We start from the raw sequence: 25,318 nt of genomic DNA on the forward strand, positions 1-25,318 counted from the left end.
TAGCCCTTTTATTTTTTCTCAATTACTTTACGCATCTGCCAGTCGCAGTCTTTCAATTATCGTTTCCTTCATTGCACGCTTGTACACGATATAAGGAATGAGGACCATGACAAGTATCAGGAACGGAAGGACAACAACAATCGGAAGGAGCGTGAACTTATAGGAAAAGAAAAACAGGCCACTCTCCAGGGGCTTTATCATCAGTATTGAGATGATGCTGCTTAGTATTGCGCCAAAGAGTAGTGATAGAGTGCCGTAGATTACGCCTTCAATGCATAAACTCTTTTTCTGGATGTTCTTGGTCATTCCGACTGCTTCAAGCATGGCAAGTTCAAGCCTTCTGGAGATCACGGAAGTGACGATGGTGTTGATGAAGTTAAGGATTCCTATAAGCGCAAGGATTGTTGTGAGAAGTCCGCCGACCATCTTGAACATTTCTGTCATGGATGAAAACTCTTTTCTAAATACCGATCTTGAGGTATAGGTGAGCGATGGCTCTACTTTCTTGGTATAATCCGCAAGCCAACTCTCTATTGCAGGCTCTGCTTCGTCTGTTGCGTCTATCAAAGTTCTCATGGGAGCTCTTTCTCCAAAGAAATCATGGAATTCATCCGTAGGTAGAACGTAATTTACGTCCATATCGGTATAAGCTTGAATTCTTACGGCGAAAGGAATGTCTATTGTCGCCATTACCTCATATTCTCTGATGCCGCCGTTTGCATTGTTTACGGCAATTGTTTCACCCGGGAGAAAATAGCTTACGAAATTACTCTCATTACCATCGTAATCATATTCGTTTACCAAAATATATTTGCCTGTCTTAAATTTCTCGTCATCAAAATTTCCGTGAAGTATCTTAAGAGTGCTTAATGCATAATCATCCATTCCATATATGTTGGCTATAGTATAAGTATCATCGTTTGTTTGCTCTCCGGATTCATCATAATATATAGCGGAAAGATGCCGTGCAGAATTTTCATATGCTTTTTTATTATCAAGCAGTCTTTCTTTGAAACGTGAATAATCACGGCTATTTAAGTTCTGAATGGAAGGTTCGGCATAAACGTTTCCGAGCTTCGAAATACCTGCAAGCTTTTTTACCTCATCAAGGAAAGATGGTGTAATTCCGTCATAGACGTGATTTGAAACAGCAAGGTTATCAGTGGTGGCGTCGGCAACGGAAAAGTCAGTCATCAAAAAATTGGAGATATATTTATTCTCATCAAATCCTATCAGCAGGGTGAACACAGTGCTGAGCACAGTCATTGAAAGAGCCAGAGATAGCACCACGAAAAAGCATTTTTTCTTTTCTTTAAATACATTTCTGAATGCAAAGTTTGTAGCTGTGAAGGTGGCCGAATGATTGCGATGTCTCCCTCGGAAACTGTTATTTTCCGTGTAGTGAAGCGCTTCTATGGGAGATACTCCCGAAGCCAGCTTTGTTGCTTTTCTGACAGAGATACGAACGGTCACATAGGAAAAAAGTGCGGAGAATAAAAGAATCCATATATTTATAACGGCTTTGGAATCTATGGATTCGGAAATGGCCATTCCATCCATTAACATCGGAAGCAGGAGACTTCCGGCCACTATTCCGCCTGTGATCCCTATGATGATTCCGGGAACTGAATGATATAATGCCTGCCGGTTTACGATTTTTTTAAGCTGCTTACTGCTTGTTCCGACTGTTTTTAGTAGTCCGTAGGAGCGGATATCCGTGTAAACATTGATGCGGTAGATGTTGTTTATGATAAGGTATCCGGACAGGAATATGGTAAACAGCATCAGTACTACAAATGCGATGGTGCCGAAATCCGCAGATGAACCGACACTTCCCCAGTTAATACCATACTGTGTATCTTCGGGCAGCCCGTTTCTTTTGATTGCTTTTTCAATCTGGTATTTGAAAAAGAGAGGGATGAAGAAATCCACTTCTGCATCGATTCTTCCGAAGCAATCATTAAAACTCATGGATGCGGCGTTATCATAGTAGGATGATGTGGGAGTCGGAGAAAACTTCTCCTGAAACTCTTTTGATACCAGGATCATTTGTGCTGCGGAAACTTGATCTCCCGTGTGTATTCCGACTATGACGAAGTCTATGGTCTGTTCTTTGTCTTTGCCTGAGAGCTTGAGAGAAAGATTCTTTCCCAAGAGGCTCTCATAGTCTTCTTTGGAATCGGCTTTCATGCCAAATGCCTGCAAGATCAGGCTGCTTACGGATATTTCGGTTTCCTTTTCAGGCAGTCTTCCTACCTCAGGGTAGCAGAAGTCTTTTTTCGCACTTGCTTCGTCGTGGTAATCCACTTGTGCAAATATTTTACTAAGCTCGTCATTTACTGCGGTTGCCACAAATATAGATTTGGTCACGCTTTTGAGGTTCTTGTCGGAAGCGATGCGGTTGTATTCTTCTTCGTTGAGATACTTTACGCCTGCGTTACATGACGTGCCAATCTGTCTGTTGGTATCATCTTGGAATTTGGCGATAAGGCTTCCGCTTATGGTGAAAAGAGCTGAAAACATAAATGTACACAGCGCGATGGAAAGAACTACCACAAGGCTCTTTCCGGGATTTGCCATTACGGTTTTGGCGGCGATACTGCGAATCACTTTTTTGTTATTGACCATAGGTCCGTTTATGCGTTTTTCTTTTGCCATGTCAGCACCTCTTTGTTTGCGATAAGTCCGTCTTCAATCCTGATGATTCTGTCCGCTGTCTGAGCAATCTCTTCGTTGTGTGTGATGACGATGATAGTCTGTGCAAAGCGCTCGCCCATAACCTTTAGAAGCCCCATAACGTCCTGACTTGTCTTGGAGTCGAGGTTACCTGTGGGCTCATCTGCCAAGATCACTTGCGGCGCGGATGAGAGTGCCCTTGCGATTGCAACACGTTGCTGCTGGCCGCCGGAAAGCTGATTTGGATAGGAATCTCTTTTGTCCGAAAGTCCGAGAGTGTCGATGATAGTGTCCACAAACTCTTTATCTGGTGTGTTTCCGTCAAGTTCTATGGGGAGCACGATGTTCTCATAGACTGAGAGAACAGGGACGAGGTTAAAAGACTGGAAGACAAAGCCGATTTTTCTTCTTCTGAAAATTGTGAGTTCTTCGTCTTTTAATGTAAAAATATCTTTTCCGTCAATCGAGACCGTTCCCGAAGTCGGGCGGTCCAGACCTCCTAACATGTGCAAAAGAGTAGATTTGCCGCTTCCCGATGTTCCGACGATTGCGATAAATTCTCCTTTCTCGACGGAGAGGTTTACACCCTTTAAGGCTTCAACCGCCGTATCGCCGGTTCCGTAGGTCTTTTTTAAGTCTGTAACGCGTAGGATTTCCATTTTTTTCTCCTTATATGTGATTTTGGAGCAAAATATTTTAATGCTCATTGTGGGTTATTTTTTTGTTTGTGTAGATAAAATATCCGCTTGTGATAAGAGTGATTGATATCGCTATGTACAGGACTGGAGCAAATTGCAGCGCCGTAAGGTAATGACCGCTTCCTCCAATCAGCCTGTATTCGCGCAGCGCCGATCCTGAGGTCATGTACATGGGCGATAGCAGGCAAAAAAGCTGTGAGAGCATTCGACTGCTGTAAGGGATGCGATTCGAGCTTATGTAAACTATAAGAAAGCTTCCGAATACGCCGCTCATTACTGCTACGGGGCTTTTTAGGATTTCCGATAAAAAACATGTGACTGCGGTCATGAGCAGACAGGTTGCCGTGATCATAATAAGCTGCGCGCGGATAAATTGTCCTATCGTCATGGAGTACGCAGTAAGGGGCATAAAGAGCTGTATAGGGATGTTCCATGTATCTTTTCCCCATAGAAAAAAGCTTGTAAGTACTGTGACAGCCTCTATAACGATATTTAGGAAAAGAGTGCAGATAAAGGCGGCTGTGACTTTAGCAAGGTATGTGTCACCCCAGCCGCCGACAGTGCATTTGATTAGCGGATCCGTTTTATCTTTTATCTCTCCTGAAAAAATTTGACTAAGTAGCAGAGTAGTCGCAAAGAGCATTATAAGTGGGAGAGAGATTAAAGTGGAAATAATGCCGTTTATTTCTTCGGTGTAATGCCAGATGATTGGCTTGCTTAAATTTTCTTCCTGTGTTTGCCAGTATTCTTTTTCATTTTCTGTAAGCTTCATCGAGTTCATTGATTCGCTGATGGAGCTGTCTCTTGTTTGATAAATGGATTCGGAATTGTAGTCTGTGAGCTTGGAATTGTCATCGGCAATTTGCTTTAGCCAGTGCGAAAGATTCATGTAAATACAATTTGAATAATCCCAGCATTCAAATGGCATTCCAAGTTTATATGCAGCTTCCGCGGTCTCTGCTATAAGCGCATCGTCGATGGGGCGTCCGTCGATTGAGCGCTGCAGATCACGGGTTTCTATATCAAATTTATCAAGTTGATTTGCCTGGATTTTTCCTTGAATAACGGAATATGCCGCAATGAAAATAAATAAGATAAGTGTGGTGCGAGCGGTCAGGATTTTTTTTATCTCGTAAAAAAGAATTGTGCAAAACTGACTTTTTCTCCCCATTGTATGTGACCTCCCTTTATAATGTAGTGCTGCTGTTATCAAGTAATAAACCGGTGACAGCAGTAACTTATAATAAATGATTATTACATAAAAATCTTTCCGGAATCTTTCTGATGGAGGGGAGATTCTTACAGTTTTGACATAATCAATAAAGACTTTCCTGTCTGTTTTCAGCAGATGAGATTTTTGGACAGGGAAAATAGCGGGTTTATCCCTGTCTGTTTTCAGCAGATGAGATTTTTGGACAGGGAAAATAGCGGGTTTATCCCTGTCTGTTTTCAGCAGATGAGATTTTTGGACAGGGAAAATAGCGGGTTTATCCCTGTCTGTTTTCAGCAGATGAGATTTTTGGACAGGGAAAATAGCGGGTTTATCCCTGTCTGTTTTCAGCAGATGAGATTTTTGGACAGGGAAAATAGCAGTCTTTACCCTGTCTGTTTTCGGCAGATGGGACTTTTAGACAGGGAAAATAGCAGTCTTTACCCTGTCTATATTTCGCGGATTGCGTTTTTCGATAGGGATATTATCATGAAGTGAAGAATATTTTTATACAATTCCTCCGGTAAATATTGTGTTTTCAGATGAAGTAACAGACGGTATTTCGGCGACACAGGGCAGCGGATGATTGTTTATTTAGATTATTACCGAGGCAGGAATACTGAGAATGTCGATCCTTCGCCCGGAGTGGAGGACAGCTTAATGTAGCCGCCTTCGCCGGAAATAATCTCGCGGGCGAGGTGGAGTCCGATTCCGACGCCTTCTTTTTGCTTAACTTCAGTTCCACGGTAGAAGCGCTTGAATATTTTGGGATGTTCTTCTTCGGAAATGCCGATGCCGGTGTCTTTGATATCTACGCGGACGAACATCTCGTAGGGAGTGACGCTTATTTTGATGCTGCCGTTATCTGTGTATTTTATGGCATTGTCGACAATATTGGCGAGGGCTTCATGTGTCCACTTTGCGTCGATGACTGCTTTTGCATCCGTTTTATTGAGCTCAAGTTTAAGGCCTTTCTTTTCTGCTTTTTCCTCGAACTGACGGACTATATCTTCAAGTAGTGACATTAAAGGTGTTTCTTGCGGTTCCAGTGCAAGTATTCCGTTTTCGAGTCTTGATAGTTTGACGAGACTGTCTATGAGGAATCTTAGTTTCTCAGCCTGAGCATGGATCGCTTCTGCATTTGAACGGTCAACGCCGGAAAGCTCGCCGTTTTCCAAGAGCTCACTGTATAATATGAGATTTGAGATAGGAGTCTTGGTCTGATGAGAGATATCTGAGATTAGTGACTTTATCTTGTCACGCTCATTTTCTATGTTTTTTTGCGGAGATAGAAGAGGAACTTAAAAAAGCTGCAAGCTCCGATTCAAGCTTGGAGAGCCTTCCTTCATCGAAGGTTTCAGCGGGGAATTCACCGTTCATTGCCATATGAAGCATTTTTTCTATAGAATCAAGTATTCTCCTGGAGCGAAGCCTTTCGGTGACTGCGATAATGCAGGCTGCGAGAATCAAGAAGATACCGATTATAAGAATTATATTATCCATTCTGTTTCACCCAACTGTAGCCGATTCCGTATATTGTTTTGATCTTATCCTGAGCAGAGAGCTTGTCTCTGAGTCTTTTTACCGTGACGGAAAGAGCGTTCTCATCGACGTATTCTGCATCGCTTGTCCAGAGCCTGTCTATCAGAGTATCTCTTTTAACGGTCATGCCTGCGTTGTCGGTGAGGATTCGCAGGAGTCGCTGCTCTGTTTTGGAAAGCTCCACGGTTTGTCCGTTATTTGAAAAAATCATGTTTTTATAATCAAAAACATAAGGTGTTTCTGCATATTTTTCAGTGTCTTTTCCTGTATGAGCCTTGCGAAGCTGTGTATTAACCCTTGCACGAAGTACGGCAAGAGAGAATGGCTTTGTTATGTAATCGTCTGCGCCTTGTTCGAGGCCTGACACAATGTCTTTGTCCGTATCATTTGCGGTAAGCATGATTACAGGAATATCTGGAGTGCTGTCCTTGATCTCTTTTAACAGATCAAGTCCGTTCCCGTCCGGAAGATTTATATCAAGAATTGCAAGAGTAACCATGCCAAGAGCCAGTTGCTCTTTTGCTTCGCTGATGCATTCACACGAAACAAGCTGCCTGCCCGCATCCTTCAATGCCTGGCAAAGGCCGTTGTTAAGCGTAGAATCGTCTTCGACTATCAGAATCTGTTCCAAAATGTGTTCTCCTTATGATGTATAAGTTGTGGTGCTAATGTACTTGACATGTAGAGCGGACGGCTGTCTTTTGATTCATTTACGAATAAGTGAATAAAAGATTGAATGCTAACTAAACTTAGAAATATGTTGTTTTTTTGTTCAAGTATTAGATTAGCACATCTATGTCGTGCATTTCCATTCACTAAGGAAACTTGCAATTTGCTAAGACGGTGCTTCATATGAATAAAATCAGATGCTTTCTTTTGAGGCATGCATATGTTCATCAACTTTTATGCAGATGGTTACTATAAGGGGGATATTTCGGAATAGAGTGGATTCTGCGTGATTTTCTGCTCATTATTGTGAAATCAATGGAATGAGCAGGCAAAATTAAGAGGTTTTAACTGATTATATAGAGGGATGTGGAAATATGAGCAGTTGCTGAAAGAAAGAATGGACTGCTTATAATTTAGGGAAGGGGCATATGAGCAGACAATATTGGATTGCGATTAGAAAAAATAAAAGCTACTGAGGCTTTTTCAACTGACTATATTATGAGATGTAGAAAATTGAGCAGATGTGACTAGGAAAATGGCTCTGCTCATAATTAAGATAAGACATATCTGAGCAGATTCGAACCGGAAAAACGCACTGCCTATAATAAAAATATACTATATGTGAGCAGATGACGGCGGAGATAGTGATACGATGACATGAAAAATGCACTGCCTATTATTGAACAAATTCCAATATAAGCAGAACAAGCAAGATAAAACCTCCAAAAATAATAAACATTCTCTGAACAAATCATAAACTTTCAATCATCCATCTTAAATCTATCTAAAGAATCTATCCAAAGAATTGCAAAAAGTTTTAATGAGAGTAGCATCTAAAATACAGGCATTTCTATTTTGATTTTCGTAAATAAGGAGGAATGTAAAATGGAATTTAGAAAGCTTATGAAGTACGTTGTAGTTGCAGGATTGATGGGTGCCATCTTTATGACACCGGTTACTGAGGCGGTTGCTGCAGTATCAGGAGAAGAGAAAGATGATGGACCGACTGAAGAAGAACGTGCTGAGGAGGCAAGACAGAAGAAAGTTCAGGAAGAAGTTGAGAATATGATTAAGGAGGCAACGGCTCCCGTAAATAAAACTGTTGCAGGCGTTAAGTCAGCGGTTGACGGCTATTATTTTGCAAAGAAAGTTCAGGGTGTGGCACTTACACCTTCTACTCCCGGAACAGGATCATTTGTAAAGGTTGCAGATACTGATGCAACAAAGAGTTCAGCAGCAGTTGCGGTTGCAAACAATGTTGCGGCTTCATTTAGCGGAACGGTTGGCCCTTGTATAAATGTTTATTACGGAAAGATGGCCGGTGGCAAGTTTACAAGCAGTACAGAAGGAACAGCAGGTACTATCAGTATCGGAATTCCTGCAGATTTCCAGACAGCAGGCATGGATTATTCTATAGTTGCCGTTTATGCAGGCGGAGCATACAAGGTATTTAATAATACCAGCACTATTGCAAGTGTGGTTACTGCCAATGTTGAGCAGGCTGCATCTTCAAACGTAATGTATGCGGTTGTAAAGAGCCCTGCAGGAACATCACCTGTACAGGCTGCTAACAATGCTACTGACAGTACAACAAACAATAAAACAGACAGAACCGCAAATAACAGCGCAGATAAGGATAAGAAGAAATCTGAGAGCGCTTCTGCAGGTTCATCAACAGGTGCTTCAGATAAGACAACTGAGAAAGCATCTGAGAGTGCATCAACCGGTGCATCAGATAAGACATCAAACAAGACTTCCGATACAGCATCAGACAGCGCATCAACAGGAGCATCTGATAAGACTTCCAAGACATCAGAGAAGGCTTCTGACAGTGCATCAACAGAGTCTTCAAGATAAATTAAGGCTTTGAGGGATGTCTTTTTCCTGAATATCACATGGGAAAAGATTTTGCGATATGTGGATGGTAACAGATGCGCAAATTTTCATTTTTCGTAGTTTATATACTGTTGAACGTTAATAAATGGTTGTAAACCACGGATAGTTGTGTAATATTATATACTAGCTAAAATGTTAGGTCTCGCCTCATAACATGAAGCGGGACCTATTTACGTTCAACTGGAAGGGGCTGTTGAACATATAGCGAACGGAATCAGAACTTGCCTGATGCTGTTTGTTGTACCGGATTTTGGTCGCTGAAGCGGCATATTTCGTTTTTATGATGGGGAAAAATATGAGTAATTGGGGTTGATTATGAAAAAATATAAGAACTACGTCGCGCTTTTTTACGTGCTCTCGGTGTTTTTTGTAATACCGATCTATAACAAGGGTACCTACGAAAATATAAGTGTACACAAGACAGATGCTTATTTATTTTTGTGTGGGATCACTCTTGTTCTTTATGTCATTACATCTGTAATAGATGACTTGCAAAAGATAAATGACGAAAGTCTGCGAAAGAGGACATTTTCTAAGGTTGATGTTGCAATGGCTATCTTTGGAGGAGTGGTCCTGATATCAACATTGTTGTCGGATTCTATAAAAGAATCAGTCTACGGTGTTCCCGGATTTGGCATGGGGGCACTTACCATAATCCTCATGATCTTGTCGTTTTTCTTTATTTCCAGATACTATTTTTATAACACATGGGTGGTGCATGTTATCGTAGCTTCATCTGTGCTTCCGACAATTCTGGCAATCTTGAACAGAACGGGATTCGATCCGCTTTCTATGTTTTCAAGCAGTGCAGATGCGCAGAACAGCTTGTATGTTTCGACATTTGGAAACTACGGCTGGTACAGCGAGTATATGGCGATTATCATTCCGATAGCTGTATACATGCTCTTTACGACAAAAGACAAGATTGAAAGAGTGCTCTACGGAGCATATGTCGCACTTGTTGTTTTGGCGATTATTTCATGCGGAACCACTATGATGTTGGTATCAGCTCTTATTGCCGTTTTGTTTGCATTTAAAAGAAAATTTTTACCGGATCGCAAGATTGTTGACGCAAAGCTTGCACCTTGGATTGTGGCAGGTGTAATGCTGGTTTATTTGGTGTGTGTCCTGTTTATCAGCAGAAACGGTGATCTTGCAAACGGAAGAGGATATATATGGAAGCTTTCTTTTGACCTGTACGGAAGTCTTCCTTTGGATAAGAAGATTATAGGTGTCGGTCCCAACAGATATATGTATGCGCTTAACGATTATCTTGCTGCCAAGCCTGAAGCCGCAGCTGAGTTTGCTTCGCGCTTTAACGGCCTTGCACTTACTTCCGCACATAGTGAGTATCTCGACTATCTCGTTTGTACGGGATTCCACGGGCTTTTGGCATATTTATATCTGATCTTCCGCGTAGTAGAGCGCTTTTTAGAGACCGGACTTGGTAAAAAAGATAGAGAAATAGCTTTCATAGCTGCTGTTTCATACATGGCATATTCATTCGCGAATTTTTCAATGGTGTGTGCAACACCTATGTTCTTTATATTGCTTGCAATGGTAGCTAAAGAAAGGCGATAAAAAGTCAAGACTTGTTCTTTTTGTGGTTTTGAGGCTATCATTAATGATAACTATATTAATGTTGGGAGGGAACCATGAATAACGTCATAATCGGACAATCCGGCGGGCCTACGGCAGCAATCAACGCTTCTGTTGCAGGGGCTTACGTCAGGGCAAAAGAACTTGGAGCACAAAAAGTTTTTGGAATGTTACACGGTATTGAGGGACTCGTAAATGGCAACATTATCGATCTGGACAAGTATCTGTCGGATCCGACCAATGTTGAACTTCTTAAGAGAACACCTGCTTCTGTACTTGGCACATGCAGATACAAGTTATCAGATGCTTCAAAAGACGATACTGATTACAAGAAGATCTTTGATGTTCTTGAAAAGAACAATATTGATAAATTGTTCTATGTTGGTGGAAATGATTCAATGGACACTATAATGCAGCTGTCTGATTATGCCAAAGATCACGGCAAAACCCAGCGCTTTATAGGTATCCCAAAGACAATAGACAACGATCTTCCCGTTACCGATCATTGTCCGGGATTCGGATCGGCAGCTAAGTATATCGCGACAAGTGTAAAAGAGCTTATTCGCGATAACCAGGCAGCAGATACAAGAAATCCGGCTACCGTGATCGTTGAGATAATGGGAAGGAATGCCGGATGGCTTGCTGCTTCGGCAGCTCTTTCAAAAGCAGATGACTGTACGGGACCGGATGCGATATATCTTCCGGAAAAGCCTTTTGATATGGATGCTTTCATGAAACATATGAAAGAACTTTCTGATAAGAAGAAACCCATTCTTATTGCGATTTCAGAAGGAATCAAGCTTGCCGACGGAACCTATGTATGTGAGCTTGGCGGAGACGTAGCAACTGATGCATTCGGACATAAGCAGATGAGTGCTGCGTGCAAAGTTCTTTCTGATAAACTTTCCTCAGAACTGGGACTCAGAACGAGAACCGTTGAGCTTAGCACACTTCAGAGAGCGGCTTCACATATTGCGTCACTTACAGATGTAAGAGAAGCATATCAGTGCGGCTTTGAAGCTGTTAACGCTGCAAACGCAGGCGAGACCGGCAAGATGATCATCATGAAGAGAATGATGTATCAGACAGGCGGAACCGATAACAACTGGAGCAGTGAATGCCCTTATATGTGCTCTTACGGAACATACGACATTCATTCAATAGCAAATTACGAGAAGATGGTTCCCGATGAGTGGATCACGCCCGACGGATGCGGCCTTACAGAACAGTTTGAGAAATATGCCCGTCCGCTTATCTTTGGCGAAGTAACTCCTATTATGGCAGGAGGACTTCCGAGACATCTTGTTATAAAAGAAGCTTTATAAACATGAATAATTGAATACCGAGGGCCGAAAAAGCCCATAAAACAAGACATTAACGTTTTAACATTGATTTCTATGGCAGTTCATGTTAGAATGTTAATGTTTTGTTGTTGTACTATTAATATCCGTGTAATATGCTGGTATGGGGAAGATTTTACACAAAATGTTTCTAATAATGAATACGCGATAAGCAAGAATTTATAGAAAATTTACTGTAAAATCTAACAGAAATAAATGATAATATATTTAAACGGGGTAAAATATCGTTTGATATATGACGCTCGAAAGGAGACGAGACATGGACGGCATGAGAAATAAGGACTATTTGAATGAACAGGATATGTCAACAGTTTTTGTTGACGGCCTTCTTGCAAATAACATGGAGGATGACGATGATTTTGAACCGGAGACGTTCTCATCATCACAGAGGGATTCAGAAATAAAGAATAATAAAGAAGCTTCCAAAGGAGGGACTCAAATGAAATCAGACAGAGCAGAGAACCGCTCGGAGGGGGCAGAAATTGTAAATATAAGTAAAGCAATGCCAAATATGTCAGGTGGTGATTATATGAGAGATTCGTCTTTGAAAAAATCGAACACAACATTTGATACACCCGTAGAGGATGTCAACTTATCCGATATTGATGCCATGATGGCAGCAATAAAAGCAGAGATGCCCGAAAATGTATTTGATATTCCTATCGATAGCAAAGATGTAGAAGTAGAGGAAGAGAATAAAACTGAAGAAATTCCTGATTATATAGGTGAGTTTCTTGCCAAGGAAAAAGAAATGGCTGCTCAGAATGCACAAAAGGAAGAAAAGCCCAAGGATACGGTTAAGTTCTCTGATGAAATAAATAATTCCGCAAGGGATAATGTTAAGAGCGAGAGGGCTGACATTCCTGTTAAGCCTTCAGTTCAGCGTATGGAAGAGCCTGCGCTTGATGAAGATATAATAGATGAAGATGATTTCGATTTTGATGAGAATCCAAGCTATGATGATGAGATCAAGATCGAAGAGTTCGACAGATCTGCAGCGAAGCCTTCTGAGCCCAGAGTCGGAAGAAGATTTGATGATGAGATAAGAGTCGAAGAGTTCGACAGAACATCTTCCGAGAAGTCTTCCGGAGTAAGAATCGACAGAAGATTTGACGATCAGATCAAGATGGAAGAGTTTGGAAAGACAACAGATCCTTCCGCAACAAGAATTGACAGAAGATTTGACGACCGGATACAGGTTGAAGAATTTGATTATACGGTTAAGCCTTCACCGGCAAGACCCGACAGAGTATATGAGGATGCTATAAAAGCTGAAGAGTCTGATTATACTGTTAAGCCTTTTGCTGAGAAGAAGACTGAGAAATTCAGCGATTCTCTCAAGAACGATGATTTTGGATTTGATGTTAAGCCTGCAGATTCAGGTGCCGGCAGAAGATTCAGTGATGAGATAAAGGTAGATGATTCAAATCGTGAGCCCAGAGCTTATACAACACGTGCAAGAGCAAATATGGATGCAATGAGATCTGAGGGAGAAGACCTCGGATTTGATTCTGATTATCCGATCAAGGTTTCTGCTGCTCATACAGATTCACTTGGCATGGATACATTGGGTTCAGAGATGAGCAGCGATTCATTTGAGTCTCTTTCTGTAAGCAGCGACGCAGACAGAAGAGATGCATTCAGATCGGACAGACGCGAAGATAAGTTTGAATCAGACAGATTTGGTTCCGACAGACGCGAAGATAAGTTTGAATCAGACAGATTTGGTTCCGGCAGACGTGAAGATAAGTTTGAATCAGACAGATTTGGTTCCGGTAGACGTGAAGACAAGTTTAGATCGGACGGATTTGGATCAGACAGGCGTGATGATAAGTTCAGTTCTGACAGATATGAAGACAAGTTAAGTTCAGACAGATTCGGATCAGACAGACGTGAAGATAAGTTTAGTTCTGATATGCGTGATGATGTATTTAAGTCTGAGAACCGCAGCGATGCGTTTGAGTCTCTTTCTGTAAGCAGCGAGCCTGTAGACAGAGATGCAGATAAGGTTAGAAAGTTTAGCGATACATATAAGGCTTCACCTGAGAAGACAGATACATTGGATATGGATGCAATGATCTCAGCAGCTGCTGAAGAAGACAGACTTGCATTTGACGATGTTCCTGTATTTAAAGAGGAGAAGAGCATAAAGAGCGAGCCCGTAGCCGAGCCTGTAATTGCTCCAGTAGCTAAGACTCCCGTAGCAAAGGCTCCTGTTGCGAAAGCTCCCGAAGAGAAGCTTGATTCTATTCTTGGCGCAGAGGTTGATGCTCTTACGACATCTTCTGAAGATGAAGAGGATTCATCCGCCATTATGAGTTTTGACGATGCTATTGACGGAATAACAAAGGATATGCAGAATTTCCTTGATGGCGAAGATTATGACTACACATATGTATGGTCCGGAACAAAAGAAACAATCATCATGAAGACTGTCCAGGGCAAAGCGGTTGCTCTTGTTTATGAAGATGAAGAGTTTGCTTCATTCGAAGATAATTATACAAGGGACAACAGAACGGGCTATATCGCCATCGTGAACTCTTTTGTAAAAGAGACCATCAAGGGTGGAAGCGGTATCAAGATCAAGAGACACAAAGGAACAAAGGCTATTGATCGCTGATATTAATATGAATATATAAACTTATATGAAGGCTATCGGTACTTTTAGCGCCGGTAGCCTTTTTGGATTTATAGAGTTAAGATATAAAAGTAAGGTTTTATAAAAAAGTGGTGTCGTAATACGGATGAATAAGGAGATAATAATATGTCAAAGCATACCAATATGCAACGAGATGTACTGATTCTTAATCTTGAAGAGCAGCTTGAAGGGATTGCAAAAGATCAGTTTGGAAAGGCGTTAAAAGACTGCACAGATCGTGAAGCTTATTATGTGCTTTTGGAAATGACGAGCCGTTTGATGGATGTTACGGAACTTAATAACGGTGAGAAAAAAATATACTACATCTCTATGGAGTTTTTGATCGGAAAACTTCTTTCCAATAATCTTATTAATCTTCGTGTCTATGACAGGATAAAAGATATATTGGCAAAAAACGGCAAAGATCTTGCCAAGATCGAAGAGTACGAGCCTGAGCCGTCTCTGGGAAACGGTGGTCTCGGAAGGCTTGCCGCATGCTTCCTTGATTCTATAGCAACTCTCGGACTTGCCGGGGAGGGAATCGGACTCAACTATCATTTTGGACTTTTTAAGCAGGTGTTTAAGGATAATCTCCAAGTTGAAGAGAAGAATGACTGGATAGAGAAAAACAGTTGGCTTGAGAAGACAGATACGACTTTTGATATTTATTTTGGCAGAAAGAAAGTAGTGTCGCGCCTTTACAACATGAATATCGTCGGATACAGATCCGGTGTCAACAAGCTCAGGCTGTTTGATATAGAGTCGATAGATGAAAAACTTGTAAAAGAGGGAATTAACTTCGATAAAACAAAGACCAAGAATAATCTCACTCTTTTCCTGTATCCCGATGACTCGGATGTGGCCGGAAATCTCCTTAGGATATATCAGGAGTATTTCCTCGTATCGAACGCTGCACATCTGATTCTCAGAGAACAGAAGGAGCGTCAGTACGATCTGCACGAGCTTCATAACCATGCTGTGATTCAGATCAACGATACGCATCCAACAATGATAATTCCTGAGCTTATCAGGATACTTGTTGAGGAGAAGGCGTTTAATATTGATGAGGCGATAAGCGTGGTGAGCAAGACCTGTGCATATACAAATCATACCATTCTTGCGGAAGCGCTTGAAACATGGCCTCTTGAGTATCTTGAAAAGGTAGTTCCGCAGCTTGTTCCTTATATCAAAGAACTGGATAAGAGGATAAGGGCTAAGTACAAGAGTTCTAAAGTTCAGATCATTGATAAAGAAAAGAAAGTCCATATGGCATTTATCGATATCCACTACGGATTTTCGGTAAACGGTGTTGCGGCTATACATACCGAGATACTTAAAAACAGCGAGCTTAAAGATTTTTATAAAATCTATCCCGATAAATTTAATAACAAGACAAACGGAATAACGTTCAGAAGATGGCTCTTTTCATGTAACAGTCAGCTGACCGATTTTATTTCGGATGTTGTGGGAGACGGCTTTAAAAAGGATGCGACAAAACTTGAGAAGCTCCTTGAATATAAGGACGATCAGATAACTCTCGAAAAGCTTGATGAGATAAAGATGCTCAAGAAAAAAGAACTTGCGGCATTTATCAAAGAGCATGAAAACATCGAGATAGATCCCGAATCAATCTTTGACATTCAGGTAAAGAGGCTGCATGAGTACAAGAGGCAGCAGATGAATGCTCTTTATATAATTCACAAGTATCTTGAGATAAAGGGCGGAAAAAAGCCTAAGAGACCGATCACATTTATATTCGGTGCAAAGGCAGCTCCCGCTTATGTTATTGCAAAAGATATTATTCATCTCATTCTTGTGCTTCAGGAAATAATAAATAACGACAAAGATGTAAATAAGTACATGAAAGTCGTTATGGCTCAGAACTACAACGTATCATATGCCGAGAAGCTTATTCCCGCCTGTGACGTTTCTGAGCAGATATCGCTTGCTTCAAAAGAAGCTTCGGGAACCGGCAATATGAAGTTTATGCTAAACGGAGCCGTGACACTTGGAACGGATGACGGAGCAAATGTCGAGATTCACGAGCTTGTCGGAGATGATAACATATTTATCTTTGGCGCGAGCGCTGACGAGGTTATCAAACATTACAAGAAAGCCGATTATGTATCAAAGGATTATTACAAGAAAAGTCCCGTGATAAAAGAGGCGGTTGATTTTATTGTCAGCAGGAAATGTTTGAAAGTAGGGCATAAAGAGAACCTTGAGAGACTCTACAATGAGCTCTTAAATAAAGACTGGTTCATGACTCTTCTCGACCTTGAAAGCTATATCAAGAAGAAGGACGAGATTTTTGAGGCATATGAAGACAGAGACAGATGGAGACAGATGATGCTTGTAAATATTGCAAAAGCGGGATTCTTCTCATCTGACAGAACGATAGAAGAGTATAACAGAGACATCTGGAAATGCTGATGCACCAAGCGCCCAACCTCCCCACACCCAACAGGGGGCGGGGAAGTGAGTGCATTCAAAAAGGCCTGCGAGATGTTCGCAGACCTTTTTAATCCCCATAATCCTCCAAAAAGCGCTACTTTTGGAGTGACTTAATTAGCTACCATATATTCAATGACTGACGAGATGTGAGATAGTTTGTCGTCATCCAGATGACACAGGTTATCTACCGCACTGCTTAACTTTTTGGGAAAAGAAGTTTGGTAATTAAAATAATCATTTGGTGTGATACCAAGATAATCGCAGATCAAGAAGAAATTTTTCATTGAAGGAAGCGATCTGCCATTTTCTATACAATTGATGTAACCGGCGTTCTGTCCTATAGAAAGGCTCATGTCTCGAGCCGAAACTCCCTTTTGCATTCTTAATTTTGAAAGACGGATTCCAAAATTATTATTATATACTTCACATACTGATTTCATTGCAACCCCTCCTTTTATGGCGTTTTTCTCTTAATTATATCGAAGTATAAATGTAACAAATGTGTAACATTATATGTACATCATAACAGATACGACAAAAAAATGCACCATATTTGAGTAAAAACAATATAAATTTTTTTTTCTTAAACGATACAGGTGTGAATAAAATGCGATAACTGCGCGGAAAGCATACATTAATAATACACAAAAAAATATGAAAATATTTGTTAAAGTGATTGTTGCATTTAGGAGCGCAGTCTTATATAATTCATTGGTATGAAGCATTAAAACATATGTTATGTTGGGAAAACACACATGGTTGTTTAGATAAACATGGTTTATTAAGAAAGTTACACAGACATTAATTGTGGTTCTTTAGATGAATGACTGTGCGAAAAGAACAAAAAAGGGGATGATTATGATTAAGAATAAAACTAGACTAATGAGTTTGATTCTGACATTCGGTATGGTAATCGGTACTATCGGTGCAGGATCGTTAGACGTTAAAGCTGAATCACTTGGATCAACAATCCGCCTCGAGGATACGGGGGCAGAACTTGCCGATAACATCGAAAGAGGCAGATGCCCATATACATGGGTTAAGGTTGACAGTTCTTCATGTCCTGTACTTAATCCTAAGGGTGGAATGTACAGTATCATGTATGATCTCAGATACTTTTCAAGTGGAAACAGTTTCTCAAAGGATGGATATAACAGTTCAAACGGATGCGGCGGAAACAAGAATCTGACTGAGCATCCGAATTTCCTTAAAGCATTTGAGAATACACTTTCAAATGCAAGAAAGAACGGAACATCACTTGTACTTAGATTCTCTTATGCAAGTGACAAGACGGTAGGAAATGAGCCCGGTTTGACAAAAGACGGTGACTCAACGGTGTACCACAACACAGAGCTTATCCGTCAGCACATTAAGCAGCTCAGCGAAGTCATCAACAGGAACAAAGATGTAGTGCTTGCTGTTGAGTGCGGAATGTTCGGACCTTGGGGTGAGATGCATTCATCAATGTATGATATTGATAAATGTAACAACTATGATCCTCAGTTCTCAAATGCGATTATAGACAGATGGCTCAATAAGCTTGATCCCAGTATCAAGGTACTTGTAAGAGCGCCCAAGCATCTTATGGGATATTACGGATATGCAAATGACGCAGCAGGCTTTAACGCAGCAGTTGCAAACGGAAGCCTTAAGCTCAATCAAAGGCTTGGAATGTATAACGACGGATATCTCGGAACATCTACCGATTACGGAACATTCGGTGAAGAGAACGAATGGCCTTATATCACTCGTGATAAGGGCATAGATATGCTTGAAAAGCTCACAGAGGTTCCTTACGGCGGTGAGTGCGCATATGTTGACCGCGATACATTAAAGTCACATGGCTCACCTATCTATGACGGTTCCAAGTTTATGTCAGAGCTTTACAGAACACACCTTTCATACCTCCACAATATCAACAGTGAGGATGAGGTGCTTATAAGTGAACTTAACCATGTTGATGTATCCAAGTCGGATCTTGTTAAGGGACTTGATGCATCAGATGTTGCACCATACATCGATCATTCATACAGAAAATTCATGCGTGATCACATGGGATACAGAATTCTTGTAAAAGAGTCAAAGCTTTCTTCAGAGGTAAGCAAGGACGGCACATTTACAATGAGCGGTTCAATGAAGAACCTTGGCTTTGGTAACTTCCTTACAAAGAAGTATACGGAAGTAATCCTTAAGAACGGTGACAAGACATATGTGGCAAGCGTTGATTCATTTAACGCAAACGACCTTACATCTCTTGCTACCAAGAACTATAAGTGGACATTCTCTGTTCCTTCAGACATCGCTTCCGGAAATTGGGATGTTTACATTAGGATCAGAAATAACAGAAATACACAAGAGGCTTCCGCAAAGACAGGTATTCGCTTTGCTAACCCTGATTGCTTCAATGACGGTATCCGTGCAAATAAGATCGGTACTATCAAGGTTTCAGGCGGAAATAGCAAGGGTGGTTCTGAATTCAAAGAGGTTCGTTAACAATTAGTTTTTTATAGAATTCCGGGGAAGCATGTGCTGCCTCGGAATTTTTTTGGAAAAAATCTCAAAGAAATGTTCGTAAACGTTAAAACAAATGTTGCAAATGTGAAGCAAATTGTATATAATTTAATTATAGAAAAAGCCAACAATCCAGTAAAACTGAATAATTGCATATATTTGCTCACAGGTGTACGAATTTTGTAAAAAGTTACACAAACATTAAGATTAACAGCTTATAAAAGAAAGAGTATCAGAGTGCTTCACAGAAGGAAAGAGAGAAAAATTTTTTGCACTTGTAATGTGGTATTTCAAATATAGAGTGAAAAAACTTGGGGGGAACGAGTTTTTTTATACCTCGACGGACACGACTGGGCAAGCAGAAGTGTTTCGCACCGTAAGAAATTATTTGGACGATCCATTAACCTTATGGTTATTAAAACAATGAAGCCTGTGAAAGCAAAAAACATTTGAGAACTAACTAATTGTATAAGCTCAATACCACATGTACAGCTTACGGTGCGGATCTTGCCAAGTCATAATTTTACTTAACATTTTTCGTGATGAAAGATGATAAATATAAAACAATCTGAAAAGGTGATATATAGATGAAAGTTGGAATAGATGCACATATGCTCGGATGCGCGAGCGAGGATGAGAGCTTTTATAGGGGAATATTGGATGCTCTCAAGCCTGACAAGGGGGACGTGTATTATCTTTTTGTCGAAAAAGATGCCGATATATCAAGGTACATGAAGAAGTTTAAAGTTGTACCTTTTAGAAGCAATAACGCTTTTACAAGAAATTTTTTTGAATTAACAAGTTTTTGTTATAAATACGATCTGGATGTTCTTCACACTCTGCACTACGTGCCTTTTAACAGTCCGTGTCCTGTGGTGTGTACCATAAATGACATTTCTTTTGAACATGAAAAGAATAAGAATAATGTTAATAAGGTTGAGTATCTGAAGAACAAGCTTATGATCCCGTTTTGCGCAAAGCATGCGGATAAAGTGGTAACCGTATCGAATATCAGCAGACGGGACATTGCAAACACATATGATGTTTCGCAGAAAAAGATTGAAGTTGTAGGCAATGCGGTTTCATCCGAATTCAGGATTATGGACGACGATGAACTCGATGAGCTTGATGTAAGGGGAAAGTATGACATAGGATATTCACCGTTTTTGTTGTGTGTCGGTGATACCCGGTCAGAAAAAAACATCTTAAGACTCATAGACGCTTACATTATGTATAAAGACAGGTGGGATACGAATATCCGCCTTGTGATCGTAGGAAAGAATGATCTTTATGACGATCTGTACGAAGAATTTGAGGAGTATGAAGACGAGATTATTTTCGCAGGATGCAGAGACAGACTTGATCTTGCGGCTCTTATAAACGAGTCGGAAGGTTATATTTGTCCGGCATTTGTGGAAGGAGCGGGGGTATCGCCTATTGAGGCGCTTAATTGCGGAAGACCGATAGCTGTGGCTGATATGCCTCATGCGCATGAAGAACTCGGCAACAGAGCAATTTATTTTGACCCTTATGATGAAGAAGACATCTATGAGGGTATTTGCAGACTTGTCGACGATCCGATCGAAGCTGAGATTCCCGAAAGTTCATGGGAGGACAGCAGCAGACGCATGAAAAAGATATATCGTGACGCAGCAACGGAGATGTGAAACTAACGATTTTAACTTACAAAGGAAGAACCAATGCTTAATATAGTAATACCCATGGTCGGTGGCAGTAACAGATATGCGGAGTCTTTTTACGAAACTCCCAAGCCACTTACCGATATATTCGGTCATCCGATGATCGAATATGTGACTCAGAATATCAGACCTAAGTGTGAGCATAGATTTATTTATGTTTGCCAGGAAGATCACATCGAACGATTCGAGCTTGACAAGATTCTAAGAGAAATAACACCCGACTGCGAGATTATATCTACCGATGCAACTACCGAAGGAGATGCCTGCACGGTGCTCCTTGCGGAGGAATTTATAGATAATGATGATGAACTTATGATTGCAGGCTGTGCGCAGGTTATTGATACGAATATAGATGCATATCTCGATGAAATGAGAGATTATGACGGACTTATCATGACAACGCCGGCTAATCAGCCCAAGTGGAGCTATGTCAAATATGATGAAAACGGACAGGTGACACTCGTCAGGGAAAAAGAGGATATGTCAAACGAAGCAATCGTTGGAATCTTTAATTTTAAGAAGGGTTCTGACTTTGTGAAATATGCATACAGGATGATAGTCAATGATGTGAGAGAGAACAATGAATTTGGCGTTGCTCCTGTATATAACGAAATGATAAATGACGGAAAGAGGATCAGTTTCTGCAACGTTGGGGCAGATATGCATGGATTCGGGGGGAATGAAGGCATGAGTGCCTGCATGCAGCTTGATCTGTGTACAGATTTCTTTTGAGTTAACCAATGATTGGTAGGGGACATGGGATTAGTTGATAATAAAGAGATTACAGTTATTGTACAGGGAGACGTAGATGGGGAAAAAACGCCGATATGCCTGCAGAGCATAAGGCGTGCGCTCCCGGGAGCATTTATTATATTATCTACATGGGAAGGAACCGATGTAGAAGGTCTTGAATATGATGAAGTTGTTTTTAGCGAAGATCCTGGCGGATTTGATGAGTTCAATGTGCCGTTTTCGCCTAAGAACAACATCAACAGACAGATTGTGTCGACTTATCACGGTCTTTTGAAAGCAAAGACTGTCTATGCGCTGAAGTTACGAACAGACTTCTATCTGTGCGACGATGGATTCAAAGATTATTTTAATATATATAACAGAGAATGTACCGAATACAAGATTTTTGAGCACAAGGTGATATGCTGCGAGCTCTATTCGAGAAATCCGCGGTACATTTTTTCAGATATGAAAAGAGCTTACCATCCTTCGGATATTTTCTTTTTTGGATATACGAAAGATCTGGTGAGGCTTTTTGATGTTCCGTTGTTTTCCAAAGAAGACGAAGAATACATGATGTGGAAGTATTATCCGAATAATTCCATATCAACATTCAGGTACGATGCGGAGTCATATCTGTGGATGAATCTTGTAAATAAAGGCATAAGTTTCAAAGCGCCCGATGATCTCGAGAAATACACAAGGGAAGATATAGACAGGAGCGAAGCGACTTTTGCGGCAAACCTTATAATCCTAAGTAACGACGATATCGGACTTAAGACGCTTTCTAACAGTATCTACAGGAAAGAGGCTGTGCCGCAGAACTGCTATACTCACGAGGACTGGGAGAAACTCTATGCTTTCTATTGCTGCAACGATGCCAAGGAGTACATCAAGTACTTATTGCTTATTTTTGTAAAAAATCTTTCATTTTTGCCGGGATATTTTTTTAAGAATCTGCTCTTTAATGGAATTAAAAAGGTCATGCCGAAGGGCTTTAAATCCTTTTTGCACCCTGCTTACAACAGATTTAAGGGCTTTCTTAACAGGATTGGGAAAAGAAAATTCGATAAGATGTACGCTGTCGACTATTACAACGAAATCATAGACAGCAGGGATATAGGCGTTGTCGTTCAGGGAATGGCGAGAGATACGACCGGTGAGACGGTTAAGAGCATAAGAAAGCACCTTCCGCATGCACAGGTTATTCTGTCAATCTTCGAGGGCGAGAGCGCAAATGGCATTGATGCGGATATCGTAGTAATGAGTAAGGACCCCGGTACATGCGGCTTTATCAGGAAATATCCGCATGAGCAGAGGAACAACGTAAACAGGGAAATTGTTTCGAGCCGCGCGGGAATTGAGGCATGCACGAGAAAGTATTGCATTAAGATGCGAAGCGATATGATCCTTACGGGTTCTGATTTTCTTGATATATATAACAGGGTTTCGAGGTACGTCACCACGGAGTCGGTTGTCTCAAGAAGGATAATGGTCGAGGCGCTTTCGACTTCCAAGAGCGGAGTGCTTAACTTTGGCATTTCCGACTGGTGGTATATGGGACTTAGGAACGACCTGCTAAAGCTTTTTTCGGCAGATCTTTATAAGGATGTGGGGAAAAGAGATTACAAGAGCGAATACAGATGCAATCTGACGCCGGAGCAGTATATCGCGTATAACTTCTATGTGAACAGTTTTACACCGATTTTTTTCTGATTTCGTGGGACTTATGAATGTGACGGATGATTCTTCGCAGCTTCGAAGGGAGTATGAGAAGTTTCTTGCTAATAATTTCGTTTGCGTCGAGTTTCCGATAAGCAAGGTTGTGCTTCCAAAAGCGCTCTACATCAACAATTCGGCGGCCTACAAATATAATGCAAGTTACGGCGACTGGCTTAAACTCTGCAGAAAATACAGGACGCTTGATAATGTTGTGGTAAAAAGAGAGCTTGCGTATCTTGGAATGAATTACAAATTGAAATATAAGGTAAATCCTGATTATTTCAATATCCTTAAGTGGAGCAGTGTTGTAAGAAATTATAAGAATACGGTGACGGAAGAGTTTGCGGATGTTTTGGACGATGTCAGGGCAGAAGAGCTGACATTTTTGGTTACGGGCGGAATCGAAGTTTCAGGTGAGCTTAACACAATCGCATGTCTGTATTCCATTAAGAGATTTTTCCCCGGAGCTTCGATCATTCTCGGAACCTGGGATGATGAGACGGTTCCTTCGCATATCAAGAAGCTGTGCGATAAGATCTGTTTTGTGGAAAAGAAAAAGTCTCCGAGAGTCAGCATTCATCTGGGCGATTCGGACGATGATGAAATAAACGATATAAATATGGTTCAGAGCCTCAACAGTACGGCGCTTAAGATGGTCAAGACAAAGTACTGTGTAAAGATGGAATCCTGCCATGTTTTCAAGAACTCGACGCTTCTTGATTTTTATAATTACTGGAAGAAGATCATGGATTCGTATAATCCTGAGTACAAGATCTTTGATGAGAGAGTTCTTTTTATAAACGAGCGAATGTATGACGGCAGGAATACGGACGGTAAGCTTGTCGGCGCAATCCCCGATTCATTCCAGATGGGAAGGACTTCTGACCTGATGAAGATATGGGATGGCCATGCGGAAACTGACAGCGTGCTTAAATACTACAGCACGTTCCCGAATACGAAGTATTCAAACTCTGAGAAGTACAACAGTCTTTATATCAGGGAGCAGTGTCATTACATCAATCTCATAAGAAATGCGAACAAGAAAGTTCCCGTTCCGAGGTGGTACGAGGATGACGGTTCTTTTGAAAATATTCTTGCGTACGAAGCGGTTCTTAGTTCAAACGCCATGATCGGAAGCAGTGATGATCTGGGAATTATGAAAAAAGGCGGCTTTACGGAGGATAAGCGCTTTATGGGCTTTGAAACGCTACTTGGCTTGTATATCGTAAACGTTGACCGCGACAACAAGGAGATCCACGAGTATCTTAAGAATTATTACAGTGCTTCCGCGGTCTGCAAAAAAGATAAGGAGGCGCATTCGACTCTTATGAAGGCGCTGCTTTACGGCGACAGGTACGGATATGATAAGAAGTACTGTGCGCTGATGAAGAAGATTGGGCAGGTGTGAGTGGCAAGGCTTGTCTCGGAATGAGTGCGCCTTGTAAAAATTTATCAAATTAAGGCTACGTTAAGATTCACTTCAATCTATGGAAATGTATTTTATTTATCATGGTTTTATCAAAACAAAGGAGATGAAACTAATGGTGAAAAGAGTGCTTTCGGTAGTTGGAGTGATTTTTTTTGTATTTTTTGGTGTTTTTTATTGGAATACTGGGATTTCAGGTTTTTGCGGAAGGGAGGCTCCTGCTGACTGAGGAACAGCTTGATCACTACAGCGGCTCTTTTGGGACAGTTGTAACAGTTTTGTTTGTTGTTTGGTTTTCGCATGTAAAGGGAATATCCAAGGATTTGGAGTTAAGGAAAGACAGAAGCTTTATCAAGATGATCGTGGTAGCAGTTTTTTCTGTTTGTATTGGTATGATACTTTTTAACTCTTTTGTCGGTTTTTTTACTTAACGGGATTTTTTCCTGTAACAGAAGATGTAGCACTTGATGAAACAGCATTTGAT

The 25,318-nt window shown here is 40.9% G+C and carries 18 protein-coding genes; 11 read left to right on the forward strand and 7 right to left on the reverse strand.

Features of this window, described 5'->3' with window-relative positions:
• Positions 1 to 27 precede the first annotated feature (27 nt).
• The 6 genes from CD00_RS0116460 to CD00_RS0116485 all read right to left on the reverse strand — a co-directional run bounded on the left by CD00_RS0116460 (position 28) and on the right by CD00_RS0116485 (position 6,757).
• Complete coding sequence (locus CD00_RS0116460) at positions 28 to 2,658, reverse strand: ABC transporter permease (protein WP_026656962.1); 2,631 nt, start codon at positions 2,656 to 2,658, stop codon at positions 28 to 30.
• Positions 2,637 to 3,335, reverse strand: a complete 699-nt coding sequence (locus tag CD00_RS0116465; RefSeq protein WP_026656964.1) for an ABC transporter ATP-binding protein — start codon at positions 3,333 to 3,335, stop codon at positions 2,637 to 2,639. Before CD00_RS0116465 ends, CD00_RS0116460 begins: the two co-directional genes overlap by 22 nt.
• 37 nt (positions 3,336 to 3,372) lie before the next feature.
• On the reverse strand, positions 3,373 to 4,545 hold the full coding sequence (locus CD00_RS0116470; protein ID WP_026656965.1) for an ABC transporter permease: 1,173 nt from the start codon (positions 4,543 to 4,545) through the stop codon (positions 3,373 to 3,375).
• Positions 4,546 to 5,186: 641 nt separating this feature from the next.
• Positions 5,187 to 5,858, reverse strand: coding sequence for a sensor histidine kinase (locus CD00_RS18895; RefSeq protein ID WP_330370492.1), 672 nt, complete (start codon positions 5,856 to 5,858; stop codon positions 5,187 to 5,189).
• Positions 5,848 to 6,087, reverse strand: coding sequence for a hypothetical protein (locus CD00_RS20820; RefSeq protein ID WP_242838999.1), 240 nt, complete (start codon positions 6,085 to 6,087; stop codon positions 5,848 to 5,850). The genes CD00_RS18895 and CD00_RS20820 overlap by 11 nt, the downstream gene beginning before the upstream one ends.
• Positions 6,080 to 6,757, reverse strand: coding sequence for a response regulator transcription factor (locus CD00_RS0116485; RefSeq protein WP_026656967.1), 678 nt, complete (start codon positions 6,755 to 6,757; stop codon positions 6,080 to 6,082). The genes CD00_RS20820 and CD00_RS0116485 overlap by 8 nt, the downstream gene beginning before the upstream one ends.
• A gap of 923 nt (positions 6,758 to 7,680) precedes the next feature.
• Between CD00_RS0116485 and CD00_RS0116490 the strand changes: the two genes are divergently transcribed.
• The 5 genes from CD00_RS0116490 (at position 7,681) to CD00_RS0116510 (ending at position 16,722) form a co-directional block, all read left to right on the forward strand.
• A complete protein-coding gene (locus CD00_RS0116490; protein WP_026656968.1) occupies positions 7,681 to 8,652 on the forward strand; it encodes a hypothetical protein in 972 nt (323 codons plus the stop codon).
• A 354-nt stretch (positions 8,653 to 9,006) separates the two neighbouring features.
• On the forward strand, positions 9,007 to 10,272 hold the full coding sequence (locus CD00_RS0116495) for an O-antigen ligase family protein (protein WP_026656969.1): 1,266 nt from the start codon (positions 9,007 to 9,009) through the stop codon (positions 10,270 to 10,272).
• Positions 10,273 to 10,346: 74 nt separating this feature from the next.
• Positions 10,347 to 11,615 (forward strand): 6-phosphofructokinase, encoded by a 1,269-nt coding sequence (locus CD00_RS0116500; protein WP_026656971.1) that lies wholly within the window; start codon positions 10,347 to 10,349, stop codon positions 11,613 to 11,615.
• 295 nt (positions 11,616 to 11,910) lie between these two features.
• Positions 11,911 to 14,271, forward strand: coding sequence for a hypothetical protein (locus tag CD00_RS0116505; RefSeq protein WP_026656972.1), 2,361 nt, complete (start codon positions 11,911 to 11,913; stop codon positions 14,269 to 14,271).
• Positions 14,272 to 14,415: 144 nt separating this feature from the next.
• Complete coding sequence (locus CD00_RS0116510) at positions 14,416 to 16,722, forward strand: glycogen/starch/alpha-glucan phosphorylase (RefSeq protein ID WP_081811954.1); 2,307 nt, start codon at positions 14,416 to 14,418, stop codon at positions 16,720 to 16,722.
• Positions 16,723 to 16,853: 131 nt separating this feature from the next.
• Here CD00_RS0116510 and CD00_RS0116515 read toward each other — a convergent pair whose 3' ends face one another.
• Positions 16,854 to 17,183 (reverse strand): helix-turn-helix domain-containing protein, encoded by a 330-nt coding sequence (locus CD00_RS0116515; RefSeq protein ID WP_034462185.1) that lies wholly within the window; start codon positions 17,181 to 17,183, stop codon positions 16,854 to 16,856.
• 442 nt (positions 17,184 to 17,625) lie between these two features.
• Here CD00_RS0116515 and CD00_RS0116520 point away from each other — a divergent pair, with 442 nt between their 5' ends.
• From CD00_RS0116520 to CD00_RS0116545, 6 genes are all read left to right on the forward strand, one after another.
• A complete protein-coding gene (locus CD00_RS0116520) occupies positions 17,626 to 19,236 on the forward strand; it encodes a DUF4832 domain-containing protein (protein WP_207640519.1) in 1,611 nt (536 codons plus the stop codon).
• 605 nt (positions 19,237 to 19,841) lie between these two features.
• Positions 19,842 to 20,921 carry a glycosyltransferase family 4 protein gene (locus CD00_RS0116525; RefSeq protein WP_026656975.1) on the forward strand — a complete coding sequence of 360 codons (1,080 nt, stop codon included), beginning with the start codon at positions 19,842 to 19,844 and terminating at the stop codon, positions 20,919 to 20,921.
• Positions 20,922 to 20,954: 33 nt separating this feature from the next.
• Positions 20,955 to 21,686, forward strand: coding sequence for a glycosyltransferase family 2 protein (locus CD00_RS0116530; RefSeq protein WP_026656976.1), 732 nt, complete (start codon positions 20,955 to 20,957; stop codon positions 21,684 to 21,686).
• A gap of 24 nt (positions 21,687 to 21,710) precedes the next feature.
• Complete coding sequence (locus CD00_RS0116535) at positions 21,711 to 23,402, forward strand: WavE lipopolysaccharide synthesis family protein (RefSeq protein ID WP_026656978.1); 1,692 nt, start codon at positions 21,711 to 21,713, stop codon at positions 23,400 to 23,402.
• A 13-nt stretch (positions 23,403 to 23,415) separates the two neighbouring features.
• Positions 23,416 to 24,816, forward strand: coding sequence for a WavE lipopolysaccharide synthesis family protein (locus CD00_RS0116540; RefSeq protein WP_026656979.1), 1,401 nt, complete (start codon positions 23,416 to 23,418; stop codon positions 24,814 to 24,816).
• Between the two features lie 173 nt (positions 24,817 to 24,989).
• Positions 24,990 to 25,265, forward strand: coding sequence for a hypothetical protein (locus tag CD00_RS0116545; protein WP_026656980.1), 276 nt, complete (start codon positions 24,990 to 24,992; stop codon positions 25,263 to 25,265).
• Positions 25,266 to 25,318 lie beyond the last annotated feature (53 nt).

The sequence above is a fragment of the Butyrivibrio sp. AE3003 genome, assembly GCF_000686065.1.
In the GTDB taxonomy this organism is placed as follows: domain Bacteria; phylum Bacillota; class Clostridia; order Lachnospirales; family Lachnospiraceae; genus Butyrivibrio; species Butyrivibrio hungatei_A.